The organism is Clavibacter michiganensis (genome assembly GCF_021216655.1).
Lineage (GTDB): Bacteria > Actinomycetota > Actinomycetes > Actinomycetales > Microbacteriaceae > Clavibacter > Clavibacter michiganensis.
Genome location: NZ_CP080437.1, coordinates 2,516,775 through 2,532,763, shown reverse-complemented (window position 1 = coordinate 2,532,763; position 15,989 = coordinate 2,516,775). Strand labels below are relative to the sequence as shown.

14 protein-coding genes are annotated in these 15,989 nt (G+C 73.0%); 3 read left to right on the top strand and 11 right to left on the bottom strand.

The window, feature by feature from the left end:
- Positions 1 to 139: 139 nt before the first annotated feature.
- Genes aztD through aztB form a run of 4 tightly spaced genes read right to left on the bottom strand, consistent with a single transcriptional unit; the run spans position 140 to position 4,459 of the window.
- Positions 140 to 1,351 carry a zinc metallochaperone AztD gene (aztD, locus tag K0V08_RS11930; protein ID WP_079530909.1) on the bottom strand — a complete coding sequence of 404 codons (1,212 nt, stop codon included), beginning with the start codon at positions 1,349 to 1,351 and terminating at the stop codon, positions 140 to 142.
- A gap of 35 nt (positions 1,352 to 1,386) precedes the next feature.
- Positions 1,387 to 2,310 (bottom strand): zinc ABC transporter substrate-binding protein AztC, encoded by a 924-nt coding sequence (gene aztC / locus K0V08_RS11925; RefSeq protein WP_172405414.1) that lies wholly within the window; start codon positions 2,308 to 2,310, stop codon positions 1,387 to 1,389.
- Positions 2,307 to 3,539, bottom strand: coding sequence for an ABC transporter (locus K0V08_RS11920; RefSeq protein WP_079530907.1), 1,233 nt, complete (start codon positions 3,537 to 3,539; stop codon positions 2,307 to 2,309). The genes aztC and K0V08_RS11920 overlap by 4 nt, the downstream gene beginning before the upstream one ends.
- 50 nt (positions 3,540 to 3,589) lie before the next feature.
- Positions 3,590 to 4,459, bottom strand: a complete 870-nt coding sequence (gene aztB, locus K0V08_RS11915) for a zinc ABC transporter permease AztB (RefSeq protein WP_079530904.1) — start codon at positions 4,457 to 4,459, stop codon at positions 3,590 to 3,592.
- Positions 4,460 to 4,515: 56 nt separating this feature from the next.
- On the opposite strand from aztB, the gene aztA reads away from it, so the two are divergent.
- Positions 4,516 to 5,172, top strand: a complete 657-nt coding sequence (gene aztA, locus K0V08_RS11910) for a zinc ABC transporter ATP-binding protein AztA (RefSeq protein WP_079530901.1) — start codon at positions 4,516 to 4,518, stop codon at positions 5,170 to 5,172.
- A gap of 64 nt (positions 5,173 to 5,236) precedes the next feature.
- Here the strand turns inward: aztA and K0V08_RS11905 are convergent, their stop codons facing one another.
- On the bottom strand, positions 5,237 to 6,769 hold the full coding sequence (locus tag K0V08_RS11905) for a SulP family inorganic anion transporter (protein WP_079530898.1): 1,533 nt from the start codon (positions 6,767 to 6,769) through the stop codon (positions 5,237 to 5,239).
- A gap of 498 nt (positions 6,770 to 7,267) precedes the next feature.
- On the opposite strand from K0V08_RS11905, the gene K0V08_RS11900 reads away from it, so the two are divergent.
- Together K0V08_RS11900 and K0V08_RS11895 are read left to right on the top strand one after the other, a co-directional pair.
- The gene (locus tag K0V08_RS11900) at positions 7,268 to 8,962 is read left to right on the top strand and encodes a ribonuclease J (protein ID WP_011931392.1); all 1,695 of its coding nucleotides are present in this window, start codon (positions 7,268 to 7,270) and stop codon (positions 8,960 to 8,962) included.
- Between the two features lie 71 nt (positions 8,963 to 9,033).
- Positions 9,034 to 9,546 carry a GNAT family N-acetyltransferase gene (locus tag K0V08_RS11895; RefSeq protein WP_079530896.1) on the top strand — a complete coding sequence of 171 codons (513 nt, stop codon included), beginning with the start codon at positions 9,034 to 9,036 and terminating at the stop codon, positions 9,544 to 9,546.
- Positions 9,547 to 9,569: 23 nt separating this feature from the next.
- Here K0V08_RS11895 and K0V08_RS11890 read toward each other — a convergent pair whose 3' ends face one another.
- The 6 genes from K0V08_RS11890 to K0V08_RS11865 all read right to left on the bottom strand — a co-directional run bounded on the left by K0V08_RS11890 (position 9,570) and on the right by K0V08_RS11865 (position 15,989).
- Entirely contained in the window at positions 9,570 to 9,974 is a 405-nt protein-coding gene (locus K0V08_RS11890) for a tautomerase family protein (RefSeq protein ID WP_011931390.1), read from the bottom strand.
- 66 nt (positions 9,975 to 10,040) lie between these two features.
- On the bottom strand, positions 10,041 to 10,703 hold the full coding sequence (locus K0V08_RS11885) for a response regulator (protein ID WP_079533574.1): 663 nt from the start codon (positions 10,701 to 10,703) through the stop codon (positions 10,041 to 10,043).
- A 26-nt stretch (positions 10,704 to 10,729) separates the two neighbouring features.
- Positions 10,730 to 12,250 carry a sensor histidine kinase gene (locus K0V08_RS11880; protein ID WP_079530893.1) on the bottom strand — a complete coding sequence of 507 codons (1,521 nt, stop codon included), beginning with the start codon at positions 12,248 to 12,250 and terminating at the stop codon, positions 10,730 to 10,732.
- 262 nt (positions 12,251 to 12,512) lie between these two features.
- A complete protein-coding gene (locus K0V08_RS11875; RefSeq protein ID WP_128516962.1) occupies positions 12,513 to 13,199 on the bottom strand; it encodes a hypothetical protein in 687 nt (228 codons plus the stop codon).
- Positions 13,200 to 13,226: 27 nt separating this feature from the next.
- Positions 13,227 to 13,712: a MauE/DoxX family redox-associated membrane protein gene (locus K0V08_RS11870; protein WP_011931387.1), complete on the bottom strand. Its 486-nt coding sequence runs from the start codon at positions 13,710 to 13,712 to the stop codon at positions 13,227 to 13,229.
- Positions 13,713 to 13,832: 120 nt separating this feature from the next.
- A complete protein-coding gene (locus K0V08_RS11865; RefSeq protein ID WP_079530887.1) occupies positions 13,833 to 15,989 on the bottom strand; it encodes an iron ABC transporter permease in 2,157 nt (718 codons plus the stop codon).

Below are 15,989 nucleotides of genomic sequence, written 5' to 3'. Positions count from 1 at the left end.
GGGGGCTCCTCCTCGTGCTGCCGCGCGGGTCACGCGGATGGGCCCACGATATCGAGCGACCCCGCAGGCCCCGCGCCTGTCCGGCGCGCAGGAGGGGCGCGGGACCGGCGGCCCCGCGCCCCGGGCCATCGGCTGAGACCTAGCCGGCGGCGACCGCCATCTCGTTCGGCGTGACGTCGAGCGTCGCGCTGGTGAGCACCTCGCCGGTGGCGAGGTCCACCGCGTGCACGGTGTTCGCGGACGGCTCCGAGACGTATCCGATGCCGTCGGCGACGACGATCGAGGGGTGCGGGTCCTGCCACTCGGCGGGGCCGTCCCACGCGTCCATGACGGGGTACGCGTCGGTCAGCTCGCCGGTCGCGGGGTCGAGCACGTGGATCCGGCCGTCCGAGGCGATGATGTACGCCTTGTCGTCCGGGCCGCGCGCGACGTCGCGGAACGTGTAGCCGACGCCCTCGGGCATGTCCACGACCTCGTAGGTCCTCGCCTCGGTGTCGATCAGGGTCAGCGCCTCGAGCAGGTAGCCCTCGGCGTCGCGGTCGGACTTGTAGTCGCCGACGATGATCGGGCTGGTCTCGCTGACATAGGCGTTGCCCATGCGGCCGTACGGCTGGTCGGGCGCGGTGAGCTTCGTGATCGCGCCGTCGTCGTAGAGGAGCGCGCCGTCCTCGCAGCCGAAGACCACGACCTCGCCGGCCGCGGTGCCCTCGCCGTGGACGCCGGGGCACTGGTCGCTCTGCGCCATGACCGCGCCGGACGCGTCCCGGGCCTCGATGCCGTTCCGGCCGTCCGCGTTCCCGACCGTGGTGAGGAAGGTCCCGTCCTCGAGGACGATGGAGACGCCGTGGTGCGCCTCGACGCCGTCTATGGTCTCGACCTCGGGCATGCCGTCGGCGGAGGCGAGGTCCGCGGTGTCGAAGACCGTGGTGTCGCTCGTCCCGTCGGCGTAGAGGATCGTCTTGCCCGCGTGGCGGACGACGTGGCCGGGGGTGTCGGCCTCGAAGACCATGTCGGTCAGCTCGGGCTCGTCGCCGGTGCCGGCCGCGGTGTCGAGCACCTGGAAGCCCTCGCTCATCGTGACCATGACGTGCCGGTCGTCGCCCGCGGGGTTGAGGCGGGTGAACTCCTCGGAGTCGAAGTCCGAGACGGTCTCGAGGGTCTCGCCGTCGAGGACGAGGATGCCGCCCTCGTAGGAGACGGCGACGCGGGGTCCGACTGCCTCGCCGGATCCGGCCGCGGACCCGGAGGTGGGGGAGCCCTCCGGGGCGGGGGTGGAGCAGGCCGCGAGCGTCGCGGCGAGTCCCAGGGCGACGGCGGAGTAGCCGGCCCGTCGGAGGCGTGGGGTGCGCATGGTGGTTCCTTCTCTGTGTGATGGATCGCAGGCGCTCAAGGGGAGAGCCCGGTGGCGATGCGCTGCGTGTTGACGCGCATCATGGAGAGGTAGTCGGGGGCGCCGCCCTCGGGTCCGGTGAGGGACTCCGTGAACAGCTCGACCACCTCCACGCGGATGTCGGCCTCGCTCGCCAGCGCCTGCACGAGGCGGTCGGGCTGCGAGGACTCCGCGAAGATCGTGGGGACGCCGGTCTCCTCGACCGCCGACACGAGGTCGGCGAGGTCGCTGGCGGACGGCGCGGCGAGGGTCGTGCCGCCGGGGATCACGGCGCCGACGACCTCGAAGTCGAAGCGGTCGGCGAGGTACCCGAAGACGTGGTGGTTGGTGACGAGGGCGCGGCGCTCCGCGGGGATCGCGGCGAACGCGGCCGTCATCTCGGCGTCGAGGGCCTCGAGCGCGCCGCGGTAGGCGGCCGTGCGCGCGGCGAGCCCTGCGCGATCCACGCCGTCGATCCCCGAGAGCACGGGCTCGAGCGCGTCGACGACGTCGACCATGCGGGCGGGATCCGTCCAGAAGTGGGAGTCCGGCATGCCGGCCGCGTCACCCTCGCCGTAGTCGAGGACCTCGATGGCGTCGCCCGCGACGAAGGTCCGCACGTCGGCGGCGGAAGCTGCGTCGAGGTGCTGCTGCAGCCCCTCCTCGAGGCCGAGGCCGTTGGAGACGACGAGGTCGGCGGAGCGGAGGCCCGCGGCCTGCTGCGCGGAGATCTCGAACGAGTGCGGATCCGCGTTCGGCTTCATCAGCGTCACGACCTCCGCCTCCTCGCCGACGAGCTCCTCCACCACGTCGCCGAGGATGTTCGTCGAGACGTAGACAGTGGGCCGGTCGTCGCCCGCGGCCGCGCAGCCCGTGAGCCCGAGGGCGGTCGCGGCCGCGGCCGTCGCGGCGAGCGCCCTGCGGATCCCGCGCCCGCTCATCGGCCGCTCTCCGCGGTGAACGCCGGCTCGGTCGCGGTGTCGAAGGTGCGGGAGACGCGGGCGCCGTCGGCGAAGTCGATCTCGTGCAGGCGCTGTTCGACCGGGCCCGCGAGGTAGGCGCGCTGCTGGTCGGCGACGAGGGTCGGGATCCGGCCGGCGGCCAACGAGTCGGCCACGAGGGGTCCGGTGTCGGCGAGCACGGCGCCGTCGCCCGCGGACATGACGAGCACGCGGCCGTCCACCGTGAGGGCGAGCAGGTGGTCGTCGGAGTCGTCGACGGCCGTCACGTGCACGAGCGGAGCGGGCGCGGGCAGCAACGTCCAGGCGCGCTCGCGGGTGTCGAGCAACCAGATGCCCTGGTCGCCCGCGAGGCCGGCGACCGTGGGGCGGCCCTCGCGGGTGTCGAAGGACGTGGCGGGCGGCGTGGTGGTGCCCTCGGGGTAGGGGATCCGCTCGACCGCGAGCTCGTCGTCCGTCAGGGTGGCGAGGAGCGCGCCGTTCCCGCAGCCGATGACGGCGCCGACGCGTGTCGTGATGGTGCCCGCGGGATCCGGGCACGGCTCGACGAGGCCGGTGCGCTCGCCCTCGGCCGTGTGGCCGACGACGGTCGCGTCCGCGCCCTGCCCCTCGGTGACGAGCGCGCTGGATCCGACGGGCACGACCATGCCGGGGCCGGGCTCGCCGTCGAGGCGGAACAGCTCCTCGACCTCGCCCTTCGACAGTGCCTCCGTGTCGAGCAGCACGGCCTCGCCGGAGTCGGGGAAGAAGAGGCCCGTGCCGCCCGTCGTGGACAGGTTGGTGGTCGCGACCGTCGCGGTGCCCGCGCCCTCGACCGTGCCGAGGAGGCGCGGATCCGCGCGGTAGTAGTGGAAGTGGTCGACGTGGTCCCAGGTCCAGACGCCGCTGTCGACGATCTCGACGCCCGCGTCGGTCTGGGCGAAGAGGTAGCGGCCGTCGGAGGTCATCGCGGTCGGTGCGCCGATGGAGCCGAGGTCGGTGACCGACTCGTCGAGCAGGTCGAGGTGCGTGACTGCGCCGGTGGGATCGATGCTCGTCAGGCCGAGGCGGGGCTCCGAGAGCTCGGCGGCGCCCGTGACGGCGCCGTGGCCCTCGCCCTGCTCGTCGGCAGTTCGATCTGTGGCTGGTGCGTCGGTGGGAGCGGTCGAGCACGCGGTGAGGGCGAGCGCGAGGCCGGCCAGGAGTGCGGGAGCGGTGGTGCGGGAGCGCACGTGGTCCTCTCGGGTTCGGGGTGGGGTGCGGTGGGCGGACGTCAGGGCGATCACGCGGGGGCCGCGGGGGATGCGGGGACCGGACGCGAGCGCAGAGCGGTGAGGCCCGCACGCGCGGCACCCGAGAGCCCGGCGACGGCGATCGCGGTGGCCGCCACCGACGCGCCGGCCGCCGTCGCCGCGTGCCAGGACACGAGGAGCCCCACGAACACGGCCGCGATGCCGAGCGCGGCCGCGAGCGCCATCCGGGTCGGGATCCGCGTGGTCCAGTGCCCGGCCGCGACGGCCGGCGCGAGCAGCAGGCCGACGACCAGCAGGGATCCGACGGCCTGGTACGACGCGACGACCGCGAGGGTCACGAGGCCCACGAGCGCGGCCTGCGCCGAGCGGGGGCCGAGGCCGAGCACGGCCGCGATGCGCGGATCCAGCGCGAGCGCCACGAGCGGCCGGTGGAAGGCCCACGCCACGGCGAGGCCCACGACGGCCGCGCCCGCGAGCAGGGCGATGTCGACGGGCGCGATGGCGAGGATGTCGCCGAAGAGGATCGCGGTCGCGTCCGTGGCGAAGCTGCCGGAGTGGGAGATCACCACGACGCCGAGGGCCAGCATCGCGACGAACAGCAGGCCGATGCTCGTGTCGTAGGAGAGCCGGCCGCGGCGCTGCAGGGCGGCGATCCCGAGGCTCATCGCGACCGCGCTGAGCGCGCCGCCGACGAGCACGGGCAGCCCGAGGACCGTGGCGAGCGCCACCCCGGGGAGCATCCCGTGGGCGAGCGCCTCCCCCAGGAAGGCCATGCCGCGGATGACGACCCACGTCCCGACGACGCCGCAGAGGATCGCGACGAGCGCGCCGCCGAGGAGGGCGCGCTGGAGGAAGTCGAGCGCGAACGGCTCGAGGATTCCGCGGGTGAGGAACGACACGATCGCCGACCCTAGTCGAGAATGAGAATGCTTATCAACTGAGTAGTGTTGGTCGCATGCCATCTTCGAGGCCCACCGCGCCCGCCGCCGTCCTGCGGGGGATCCGCGTCGAGCTCGGCACCCATCCCGCCCTCGCCGGGGTGGACCTCGACTTCATGCCGGGCGCGCTCACCGTGATCGCGGGACCGAACGGCGCCGGCAAGTCGACCCTGCTGGAGGTGGTCGCGGGGACCCGCCCACCCACCTCCGGCACCCGGACCGCAGCGGATCCCGCGGCCTTCGTCCCACAGCGGACGGCCGTATCCGACCGACTCCCCGTCACCGTCCGCGACGTCGTGACGGTCGGGGCCTGGGGCCGCGTGCACCGGTGGCGCCGGCTCGACCCGGACGCGCGCCGCGCCGTCGACGACGCGCTCGACCGCCTCGGCCTGATCCCCCTCGCGTCGCAGGGATTCGCCGCGCTCTCGGGCGGCCAGCGGCAGCGCGCGCTGCTCGCGCAGGGCCTCGCCCGCGGCGCCGGCCTCCTTCTCCTCGACGAGCCGACCACGGGCCTCGACACCGCGAGCGCGAAGCGGATCCGCGCGATCATGCGCTCCGAGGCGTCCCGCGGCGTCGCCGTGGTGTGCGTCTCGCACGACCGCGCGGTGATCGACGACGCCGACCGCGTGGTGCGCCTGGAGGACGGCCTCGTGGTGGCGGACGCCGTGCGCTGAGCATCGGTCGATCGCCGGTTTCGCCGTCGACCGCGGCCTCGGTCAGGAGCCGGTGCCGCCCTCCCTAGTGCCCCGCGCCGAGCTCCCCCGCGAGGCGGCCGTGCATGGCGGCGGACGAGTCGTTCATCCCGCTGATGACGGCGCGCTTGCCGTGGCGCTCGTACTTGTACGTGATGGCGTCGAGTGCGGCGACCGTCGACGCATCCCACACGTGGGATCCGGTCATGTCGATGACCACGCGCTCGGGGTCGCCCGCGTAGTCGAACTGGGTGGTGAGGTCGTTGCTGGAGGCGAAGAACAGCTCGCCGATCACGGCGTAGTGCGCGACCGGGGCGCCGTCCTCGTCGGTGCGCTCCGTGCGCTCGACCGTGGCGAAGTGGGCGACGCGGCGGGCGAAGACGATCATCGCGGCGATCACGCCGATGATGACGCCGATCGCGAGGTTGTCGGTGAGGACCACGACGATCACCGTGAGCACCATGACGAGCGTCTCGCCGACGGGCATGCGGCGCAGGGTCGACGGCCGGATGCTGTGCCAGTCGAACGTGCCGACCGAGACCATGATCATCACGGCCACGAGCGCGGCCATCGGGATGATCGCGACGACGTCGCCGAGGCCGACCACGAGGATCAGCAGGAAGACGCCGGCGAGGAACGTGGAGATGCGGGTGCGGGCGCCGGATGCCTTCACGTTGATCATCGTCTGGCCGATCATCGCGCAGCCGCCCATGCCGCCGAACAGGCCCGAGAGGATGTTCGCGCCGCCCTGGCCGAGCGTCTCGCGGGTCTTGCGCGAGGGGGTGTCGGTGATGTCGTCGACGAGCTTGGCGGTCATCAGCGACTCGAGGATCCCGACGAGCGCCAGGGCGAGCGCGTACGGCGCGATGATGCGCAGCGTGTCGAACGTGAGCGGCACGTCCGGGATGAACAGGGTCGGCAGGCTGTCGGGCAGCGCGCCCTCGTCGCCCACGGTCGGCACGGCGAGCGCGGTGACGACCACCGCGACGGTGATCACGACGATGGCGACGAGCGGCGCCGGGACGACCTTCGTGATCCGCGGCATCAGCACGATGATCGCGATGCCGACGGCGACCAGCGGGTAGACGAGCCACGGCACGCCCACGAGGTTGGGGATCTGCGCGGAGAAGATGAGGATCGCGAGCGCGTTGACGAACCCGACCATCACCGAGCGCGGGATGAAGCGCATGAGCTTCGCCACCCCGAGGAGGCCGAGCACGATCTGCAGCAGGCCGCCGAGGATGACGGTCGCAATGAGGTAGTCGAGGCCGTGGTCGCGCACGACCGGCGCGACGACGAGCGCGATGGCGCCCGTGGCCGCGGTGATCATGGCGGGCCGGCCGCCGAGGAACGCGATCGAGACGGCCATCACGAACGACGAGAAGAGGCCGACGCGCGGATCCACGCCCGCGATGATCGAGAACGAGATCGCCTCGGGGATGAGCGCGAGCGCGACGACGAGGCCGGCGAGCACCTCGCGGCTGAGGAGGCGCGGGCTCCGCAGCGCCTGGAGGACGGTGGGGCTGGGATGCCGCACGGGCGGCGCGGGGACGGTGGGGGTGGCTGTTCCTGAGGCCATGGCTGGGCTCCGTTCTGTGGCGGGCATCGCGCCCGCTCCAATGAGGTTCGAGGGCGCGTCGTCGCGCGGGTGACGGGCGGCCGGGCGGGCCGCGGGAGGGGGAAGGGGATCGGAGCGGGGCTCCTGGTGCAACCCTAACGTGAAGTGAGGGTTGCCGTCACCTCGGCTCCCGAGCGGGCTCCCGGAGCGGGCTCGCGGAGCGCCCGGGCGGACTCCCCGTCCCGGGCATGGGAGACTCGACCCTGACCGCGCATCGCGCGCCGCCGCTCACCACCGTGACACGGACCTCAGCCGACACCGGCTGGTCCCTGATCCGACCGGGCGCGATACGGCACCCGCACGACGCGCATCGCCCCCGTCGCCCGCGACCCGGCGCCGCACCACCCGTCCACCCGGACGGCCCCTGACATCACCGGAGGCACCGTCTCCACGCACGAACCGCGCGAGCACGACCCGCGCACCTCGGCATCACCCGCACGACCTGACCAGAAAGGCACCATGCCTCCCACGTCCCACGCCCACGCCCTCGACATCGCCAAGCCCGGGCGCCTGCCCCGCGGCGGCCTGCGCGTCACGCCCCTCGGCGGCCTCGGCGACGTCGGCCGCAACATGACGCTGTTCGAGTACGAGGGCGAGCTGCTCATCGTCGACTGCGGCGTGCTCTTCCCCGAGGAGAGCCAGCCCGGCATCAACGTGATCCTCCCCGACTTCAGCACCCTGCGCGGGCGCCTCGACAAGATCACGGGCATCGTCCTCACGCACGGCCACGAGGACCACATCGGCGGCGTCCCCTACCTCCTGCAGGAGCGGCCCGACATCCCCGTCATCGGATCCCGGCTCACGCTCGCGTTCATCAGCGCGAAGCTCGAGGAGCACAAGATCAAGCCCGTCACCCGCCAGGTGAAGGAGGGCGACCGCATCACCGCGGGCAAGTTCGACCTCGAGTTCGTCGCCGTGAACCACTCCATCCCCGACGGCCTCGCCGTCGCGATCCGCACGGGCGCCGGCATGGTCCTGCACACGGGCGACTTCAAGATGGATCAGTTCCCGATGGACCGCCGCCTCACCGACCTCGGCGCGTTCGCGCGCCTCGGCGAGGAGGGCGTGGACCTCTTCCTCACCGACTCCACCAACGCGGAGGTCCCCGGCTTCACGACCGCCGAGAAGGACCTCACGCCCGCCATCGAGAAGGTGTTCCGCACGGCGCCCAAGCGCATCGTCGTCTCCAGCTTCGCGAGCCACGTGCACCGGATCCAGCAGGTGCTCGACTCCGCCGAGCAGTACGGCCGCAAGGTCTCGTTCGTTGGCCGCTCGATGGTCCGCAACATGAAGATCGCGTCCGACCTCGGCTACCTGCGCATCCCCAAGGGCCTCGTCATCGACCTCAAGGCGCTGAACAAGCTGCCGGACGACAAGGTCACGCTCATCTGCACGGGTTCGCAGGGCGAGCCGATGGCGGCGCTCAGCCGCATGGCGCGCCGCGAGCACATCATCGAGGTGGGCGAGGGCGACACGATCCTCCTCGCCAGCTCGCTCATCCCCGGCAACGAGAACGCCATCTACGGCGTGATCAACGGCCTGATCCGCTGGGGCGCCGACGTCGTGCACAAGGGCAACGCGAAGGTGCACGTCTCCGGCCACGCCAGCGCCGGCGAGCTCGTGTACTGCTACAACCTCGTCAAGCCCCGCAACGTGCTGCCGGTGCACGGCGAGTGGCGCCACCTCGTCGCCAACGCCGCGCTCGCCGAGAGCACGGGCGTGAAGAACGCGCTCGTCATCGAGGACGGCGTGAGCGTCGACCTCGTCAACGGCCGCGCCACGATCTCCGGCCGCGTGCCCGCGCCCTACGTCTTCGTCGACGGCATGACCATCGGCGTCGCGACCGAGGAGGCGCTCGAGGAGCGCCGCACGCTCGCCGCCGAGGGGCAGATCACCGTGCTCGGCATCTTCGACGAGAAGGAGCAGAAGCTCATCCACCCGGCCGAGCTCATCACGCGCGGCTTCGTGGAGCACGATGGCTGGATCCCCGAGGCCGAGGCCGCCATCAGCACCGCCCTCAAGAACGCCGCCGCCAAGCGCCACCTCGACGGCGTCGCCGCCGAGCGCGCCATGAGCGACGGCCTGCAGCGCTGGCTCCAGCGCCGCCACCGCCGCACGCCGGTGGTCACGGTCATCGTGGTGGACGCCGACTAGCGGGACCCGCGGAGACGCGACGAGGGGCGCGTGCGGGCTGAGCCCGCACGCGCCCCTCGTACGATGCTCCGGTGCCCACCCGGATCCGCCTCGCCACCGCCGCCGACCTCGTCGCGCTGCAGCGGATCGAGGACGACGCCGACCGCCTGCTCGTCGACCTGCTGCGGCCGGAGGTCTGGCCGCCCGCGCCGACCGGAGCGTCTCGCGCTGCGGAGCCGGGGTCCCTGCTGGTCGCGGAGGATGCGGCCGTGGCCGACGGCGCGCTCGTCGGCTTCGCGCACGTCCTGGAGATCGACGGCCTGGCCCACCTCGAGCAGGTCTCGGTGCCGCCCGAGCACGGCCGCCGCGGCCACGGGCGCGCGCTCGTCGAGGCGTCCGCGGATGAGGCCCGGCGACGCGGCCACCGGCGGATCACGCTGCGCACCTTCGCCGACGTGCCGTGGAACGCGACCGCCTACGCCCGCGCCGGGTTCGCGGAGGAGCCGCCCGCGACGACGTTCCACCTGGCCCTCGTGGAGACGGAGGCGCGGCTCGGGCTCGACCGGCTCGGGCGGCGGATCCAGATGGGGCGCGCGCTGGGTTGAGCGGACCCGGGCGTCCGCCGGGCTCAGCTCCCCGGCTTCTGCAGCTCCCCGGTCACGTACTGGGCGCGGCCGAAGCCGAAGGACCAGTCGGCGGCGGTGTTCTCCACGAAGCCGATGACGAGGTCCTCGCCGGCGACGCCGACCTCGGCGAGGGAGGCCGCGAGGGTGCGGAAGAACTCCTGCTTCTCCTCGGTGCTGCGGCCGGCCTGCGTGAAGATCTGGATGATCACGACCTGCTCGGACCGCTCGATCCCCAGCCCGACGTCGAGGGCCGTGAGCCGACCCGGCGCGTGCTCGGTGACGATCTGGAAGCGGTCGCGCTCCGGGAGGCCGTAGACGTCGACGAGCGTGCGCATGAGGACGTCGCCGATCGCGGTGATCTGCGCGTCGGGTCGTCCTTCGACGAGGTCGATGCGGATGAGGGGCATGGGGTTCCTTTCGGTCGGTCGGGGTTCGGAGGCGGCGCGGAGGACGACGGGCGCGTCGCCCGGCCTTCACCCGAGGTACGCGAGCACGGCGAGCACCCGGCGGTGGTCCTCGCCCGTGTCCTCGAGGCCGAGCTTCGAGAAGATGCTCGTCACGTGCTTCTCGATCGCGCCCGTGCCGATGACCAGCGCCCGCGCGATCGCCGCGTTGGTGCGGCCCTCGGCCATGAGCGCGAGCACCTCCCGCTCGCGCGGGGTCAGCGCGCTGAGGGGATCGCGTCGTCGGGCCATGAGCTGCGTCACCACCTCCGGGTCGAGCACGGTGCCGCCGGACGCGATGCGGCGCACGGCGTCGTCGATCTCCTCGAGCCGGGTCACCCGGTCCTTGAGCAGGTAGCCGATGCCGGCCGTGCCGCTGCGGAAGACCTCCTCGGCGTAGGCGGCCTCGACGTACTGGGAGAGCAGGAGCACGCCGATCCCCGGCACGCGGCGGCGCGCCTCGACCGTGGCGCGGATCCCCTCGTCGGAGAACGTCGGCGGCATGCGGACGTCCATAACCACGACGTCGGGGGCGTCGTCGGCCAGCGCCGCGAGGAAGCCGGCGGCGTCCGCGTGCTGCGCGACGACGTCGATGCCGGCCTCGACGAGCACGCGCGCGAGCCCCTCGCGGAGGAGCACGGCGTCGTCGACCACGGCGGCCCGGATGCGCGCTGCATCCCGGCGGTCGTCCATGGTCCCGAGCGTAGCGAGCGGGTCGCTCACGCGGCGGGGTCGGGCGATGCGGCGACCGGTCCGCCCGCCTCGGGACCGGTGCCGGCGGATCCGTCGGTCGGCACGCCGTTCAGCGTGAGCAGCGGCACCCGTGCCGTGATGCGCGTGGGTCCGCCCTGCGGGCTGGAGATGCTCACGTCGCCGTCGAGCGCGCCGATCCGCCCGACGAGCCCCTCGAGGCCGTGGCCCTCCTGCACGGAGGCGCCGCCCCGGCCGTCGTCGGTCACGCGGGCCACGAGGATCCGCGCGCCGTCGAAGTCGCGCATCAGCACCAGCGTGACGTCCGCACGGGTCGCCTCGGAGTGCTTCGCGACGTTGGTGAGGAGCTCGCTGACGGTGAAGTAGACGTTGCGCTCGACCTCGGTCGGGAGCACCAGGGCCTCGGGCAGGTGGACGTCGAGCGCGACAGGGACGGTCGCCCGGGACGCGAGGGCCTCCAGCGCGGCGACGAGCCCGCGGTCGAGGAGGATCGGCGGGGCGAACCCGCGGGACAGCGCGCGCAGCTCCTCGAGGGTGTCGTGCGCGTGCTCGGAGGCCTCGGCGATGAGCGTCCTCGCCCGCTCCGGATCCGTGTCCAGCGCGCGCTCGGCGGCCGCGAGGTCCATGCGGAGGCGCACGAGCCGCTGCTGCGGTCCGTCGTGCAGGTCGCGCTCGATCTGTCGGAGCGTCTGGCCCTCGGCCGTCACGGCTCCGGCGCGGGACTGCTCGAGGCCCTGCACGCGGCGCTCGAGGGCGTCGGACTTGAAGCCGCCGAGGAGCGCGTGGTCGGTCCAGTAGTGGGCGAGCACGGCGCCGCGCGCCCAGAGCGGGAGCAGCACGACGGACAGGATCATCGCGGTCACGCCGAGGACGCCGGCGAGCGCGAAGGTGCGTCCCGCGTCGTAGCCGTGGTCGGTGAGCACCTGCTCGAAGCGCCAGCCGTAGCCGAGGATCGCGATGCCGCCGGCGATCGGGCCGAGGAACCCGGCCACCAGCAGGGCGCCCGCGCCGAGCGTCACGAACGACACCAGCGGGTAGACCACGACCGCGTGCAGCAGGTGCAGCCAGTAGTGCGGGTTCGCGACGGCCGAGAGGATCCGCATGGCGCGGTTCTGCTGCCACCTGGGCGTCCAGTCGACCGGGCGGATGGGGCGGGGCTCGGCCCACCCGATCCGCACCCGCTCGACCGCGCCCAGCCCGCGCGCCGCGAACAGCGCGACGAGGAGCGCGACGGCCGCGAACAGCCCGGACGCGGACCACAGGATCGAGTCGAAGAGGCTGTAGACCGCGGTGGGGAGCGCGAAGTAGACGGTGGCGAGCAGCAGCGCGGTGAGGGCGAGGTACCCGAGGTCGCGCGGGAGGTGGCGCCAGGCGTCGGCGTAGAAGGAGCGGCGGCGGACGGCGGGCGGCGGTGTGCCGGCGCCCTCATCCGTGTCGGCTCGGTCGTCGGCGTCCGCGGGTGCGGCGGGGAGGTCTTCGGGTGGCACGGGCGTCGATTCGGCCTCGGTGGTGGGCGATGTCTCGTTCATGATCCCAGCCTCGCGAGGCGCCGGTGCGGCTCCCATCCTGCCCGCTCCCGGATCCGAGGTGGGGTCAGCCCCACCCCCGGCGGCGACGGAGCGGGCGACGAGTAGTTCAGCCGATCACGGTGCGGCCGAGCCGACCCGGCGACCGAGTAGGGACAGGGCATCGGTTTCGCGTGCGGGGCACGCGCTCCCCATCCATCGAGCTCGGCACGCATTCGACAGCATCGGCGCAACCCACCTCCGGGAGCACCTCACATCGGACGCATCAACATTCGTAGTACCACTCCTTACAGTGCGCCGCCGAGCAGTAATTGCACCAGATGGCAACGCAGGCTATGAAGACCGGGATCTCGGGAAAAGTGAAACCACAGGGGCCGCAGCATTCAAACAGCCCTTGGAAGTCATATCGGCAACACGTGCCGATCGCATTTCCGAGCACAGTACAGCAGCTCGAAGCCGCATCCGCCGCCTCTATGCTGCCCGATTCGCCAGAAGCCATCATCTTGGCGTGAGCAGCCGGCACGAGATCTCGAACGAGGCTGTCACCTCCCGCCCAGAGAGTCTGCACAGCCTGACGATTCAGATGCCCCGTTCCGAACTCCTTCGTCAGCACGAATACGGACTGCGCATCCAAGATCAGGGAGCACTTGCCGACCCTGTTGCCGCGGGTGTTGACCGACATGGTGGCCTGTGCGACCGCCGAGGATACGACGTCCGGCGCATACCCCTCTTGGACGGCCGCCGCCACCGCTGCCCGATGGAGGACCGCCAGATCATCGGCGCCCGCGCTAGCAGTCGCCGCGAGCGGCTGCAGGTACCACGGATGGTCGGATTCACGGATGGGCGTCGCCGAAGCCGATGAGGCGAACGCCGTGAATGGTCCGCCCTGTCCGGTTGCCGTGAGCGCGGCGGCCCCGATGAGGCCCCTCAAGATGCTGCGTCGAGTCGACATGCGCATGCCTTTCGATTTGAATGGTGATTATCTTCCTATTGCACGATACGAATTGGAGCTGATTACGACGACAAGGAGGCACCCGCATGCCACGACGATGATCTCGCCGGAATAAGCCGGCGCCGCGGATGACATTCCGGCGACCGCCAGCGAGGCGAGCATGACGTTGCGGACGATGAGGAGCGGTGAGACGCGATCGCTCCCCGCGCAGCCGCAATCGTTCTCGAGGCCGCGGAGCAGAGAGGATGCGATGGCGGCAGTGAATGCGGCGAGCAGCAGAAGCAGGACGCACCCCGTCACGGCGGGCCATAGCCCAGCGGCGAAGAACAAGCCGGCGACGAACTCGACGGGAGGCAGCGCGGCAGCGAGCAATCTGGCTTGACGGGGTCCGACGATCTTGTAACCCATGATCTGGGACCAGAAGTGTCGAGACCGGCTCAGTTTCGCGCTGCCCGTCCAGACGAAGAATCCACCTGCGCACATGCGGGCAATGACCAGCAGCGTCCCCAACATGAGTGTCCCCACAACACGGGCGTGGTAGGCGAAGAGGCCCGCGCACGAGAAGCTAGGTGATCCCCCGTCGCCGTGACGTCTTCATCCACACCATCGCGGTCGGCCGGACCACGGACGCCCCTAACGCCCCCGCGCCGCCCGCCCGCGCCACAGCAGCCACACGAAGTACGGCGTGCCGACGAGCGCGGTCACGAGGCCGGCGCCGAGCTGGCCCGGGGCGATCACGGTGCGGCCGAGCAGGTCGGCGAGGGTCACGAGGGCGGCGCCCAGCAGGATCGCGACGGGCACGACGCGCGCGTGGCGGGATCCGACGAGCGCGCGGGCCGCGTGCGGCGCGACCAGGCCGACGAAGCCGATCACGCCCACCGCCGCGACCGCCGTCGCCGTGAGCACGACCGCGATCGAGAGGGCGAGCAGGCGGGAGCGGCCGAGCGAGAGGCCGAGCAGGCGCGGGGTGTCGTCGTCGAGGGCGACGAGGTCGAGCATCCGGTGCCGCGGTGCCGCGACCGCCACCGCGAGCACGAGGGCGGCGAGCACCGGGAGGGCGTCGTCGACGCCGCGGCCATAGGTGGATCCCGACAGCCAGGTGAGAGCCTTCGCACCGTTGAACGGGTCGGTGAGCACGATGATCATGCTGATGGCCGCGGCCGTGCCCGCGGAGACGCCGACCCCGATGAGCACCAGCCTGTTCTGCGGGAAGCCGCCGCGCGCCGCGAGGCCGAAGACGACGGCCGCCGCGGCGAGCGCCCCGAGTCCGGCCGCGCCGGCGATGCCCCAGCCCGACGCGAGCGGCGCGGTGGTCACGAACAGCACGGCGCCGAGCCCCGCGCCGCCGGAGACGCCGAGGATCGCGGGATCCGCGAGCGGGTTGCGGGTCACGGCCTGCACGAGCACGCCCGCGAGCGCGAGCGCCGCGCCCGCGAGCACGGCGGCGAGCACGCGCGGCACGCGGGTGTCGAGCACGTAGCTGACGACCGGGCCGGCGGTGCCGCGGATCCCGTTGACGACGTCGCCGAGGAGCAGCTTCGCGTCGCCGAGGAGCACCGACGCGAGCAGCAGCCCGACGAGCACCGCGACCAGCGCGCCGACGACGAGCGCGACCCGGCGGCGGGAGACCACGCCGTGGCGCTCGGTGGGCGCGGGCGTCGCGCTGTCGCGGGTGCGCACGGCGAGGACCACGAGCACGACCGCGCCGATGAGGGAGGTGACGAGCCCGGTCGGCACGGCGACGGACGCCTCGGCGCCGACCACCGCGCGCAGCAGCACGTCGGCGAGGAGCACGACCGCCGCGCCCATGAGCCCGGCGACGGGGATGAAGACCCACGAGCGGCGGACGCCCGGCACGAGCCGGCGCAGCGGCCGCACGAACGCGGGCGCGTACAGGCCGACGAAGCCGATGGGCCCGGCGACCGTCACCGCGGCGGCGGCGAGCAGCACCGAGGCGAGCACGGCGATCACGCGGGTCGCCCGCACGTCGACGCCGAGGCTGCGGGCGGCGTCGTCGCCGAGCCCGAGCGCGTCGAGCCGGCGGGTGATGAGCAGCAGGATCCCGAGCGCGACCACCACGACCGGCGCCATCTGCGCGACCGCGTCGAAGCCGTTCTGGCCGATGCCGCCCTGGCCCCAGCGGTAGAGACCGGAGGTCTGCTGCGGGAAGAGGAGGAGGAGCGCGCTGGTGACGGATCCGAGGCCGAGCGCGAGCGCGCTGCCCGCGAGCACGAGGCGCACGGTGCCGGATCCGAGGCCCGAGACCGCGAGCACGATCGCCGCCGCGACGAGCCCGCCGACGAACGCGACGCCCGCCCCCGCGAGCACCGGCAGCGTGAGGCCCGTGACCGCCGCGACCGCGAGGGCCGCGTACGCGCCCGCGTTCACGGCGAGCGTGTCGGGCGAGGCGAGCACGTTGCGGCTCACCGTCTGGAGGGCGGCGCCGGCCGCGCCGAGGGCGAGGCCCACGAGGATCCCCGCGGCCATGCGCGGCAGCCGGGACGCGACCACGACGGACGCGTCGCCCGGCGTCGCGCGCCCGGTGAGCGCCTGCCACACCTCGCGCGGCCCGACCGCGGCGGTGCCCTGCGTGACGTCGATCACCGCGAGCACCGCGACGACGAGCGCGAGGAGGGCGACGACCGCGACCGCCCGCACCGGGATCCGGCCCGCCCCGTCGGCGCGCGCGACGGCGGCGAGCGACGGGACGGGTCCCGGGATCGACGCCGCGGCGGCGGACGCGTGAGGCGCGTCGGCCGCCGGGGGCGCGGTGCGGACGGGAGCGGTCAT

What these genes read in the sequence shown, in the direction of transcription:
- aztD (WP_079530909.1), bottom strand. Translation starts at nt 1,351, where the DNA reads ATGCGCACCCCACGCCTCCGACGGGCCGGCTACTCCGCCGTCGCCCTG.
- aztC (WP_172405414.1), bottom strand. Translation starts at nt 2,310, where the DNA reads ATGAGCGGGCGCGGGATCCGCAGGGCGCTCGCCGCGACGGCCGCGGCC.
- aztA (WP_079530901.1), top strand. Translation starts at nt 4,516, where the DNA reads ATGCCATCTTCGAGGCCCACCGCGCCCGCCGCCGTCCTGCGGGGGATC.
- K0V08_RS11905 (WP_079530898.1), bottom strand. Translation starts at nt 6,769, where the DNA reads ATGGCCTCAGGAACAGCCACCCCCACCGTCCCCGCGCCGCCCGTGCGG.
- K0V08_RS11900 (WP_011931392.1), top strand. Translation starts at nt 7,268, where the DNA reads ATGCCTCCCACGTCCCACGCCCACGCCCTCGACATCGCCAAGCCCGGG.
- K0V08_RS11890 (WP_011931390.1), bottom strand. Translation starts at nt 9,974, where the DNA reads ATGCCCCTCATCCGCATCGACCTCGTCGAAGGACGACCCGACGCGCAG.
- K0V08_RS11885 (WP_079533574.1), bottom strand. Translation starts at nt 10,703, where the DNA reads ATGGACGACCGCCGGGATGCAGCGCGCATCCGGGCCGCCGTGGTCGAC.
- K0V08_RS11880 (WP_079530893.1), bottom strand. Translation starts at nt 12,250, where the DNA reads ATGAACGAGACATCGCCCACCACCGAGGCCGAATCGACGCCCGTGCCA.
- K0V08_RS11875 (WP_128516962.1), bottom strand. Translation starts at nt 13,199, where the DNA reads ATGTCGACTCGACGCAGCATCTTGAGGGGCCTCATCGGGGCCGCCGCG.
- K0V08_RS11870 (WP_011931387.1), bottom strand. Translation starts at nt 13,712, where the DNA reads ATGTTGGGGACGCTGCTGGTCATTGCCCGCATGTGCGCAGGTGGATTC.
- K0V08_RS11865 (WP_079530887.1), bottom strand. Translation starts at nt 15,989, where the DNA reads ATGACCGCTCCCGTCCGCACCGCGCCCCCGGCGGCCGACGCGCCTCAC.